Source organism: Paenibacillus agri (assembly GCF_013359945.1).
GTDB lineage: Bacteria > Bacillota > Bacilli > Paenibacillales > Paenibacillaceae > Paenibacillus_AQ > Paenibacillus_AQ agri.
Window position 1 is genome coordinate 1 of record NZ_JABWCS010000130.1, and the last position, 387, is coordinate 387.

A 387-nucleotide genomic window follows, 5' to 3' on the forward strand; every position below is an offset into this window, starting at 1 on the left:
CGCATGAGGAGCAACGACAGCAGAATATCTCGCAAGAGAGCTTGCGGCAAAGAGAAGCGGTGAAGCCGCTAGGGTATGCCGGAGCGCCGAGTTCTTCGTCGGCACAAGTCGCCCCTTCCTCCCGCGAAGAGCAGAATAACTTGCTGGAGAGAATGCTCGAAGGAGATAACCTTCGGCTCGCTTATAAACGAGTGGTGCAAAACGGAGGAGCGCCCGGTGTGGACGGTGTAACGGTAGCGAATCTACAAGTTTACCTGAATACGCACTGACGCGGTCAAACAAGCGCAGAGATATATCCAAAGTGGACTCCGATGGGTCGTAGATCTAGATCTGGAAAAGTTCTTCGACCAGGTGAATCATGACATGTTGGTGGCAAGGGTGGCGCGA

Annotated in this window: 1 pseudogene; it reads left to right on the forward strand. The window is 53.7% G+C overall.

What is annotated here, in order from left to right:
- A pseudogene (locus tag HPT30_RS00635) lies at positions 1 to 387 on the forward strand (group II intron reverse transcriptase/maturase); the annotation flags it as partial.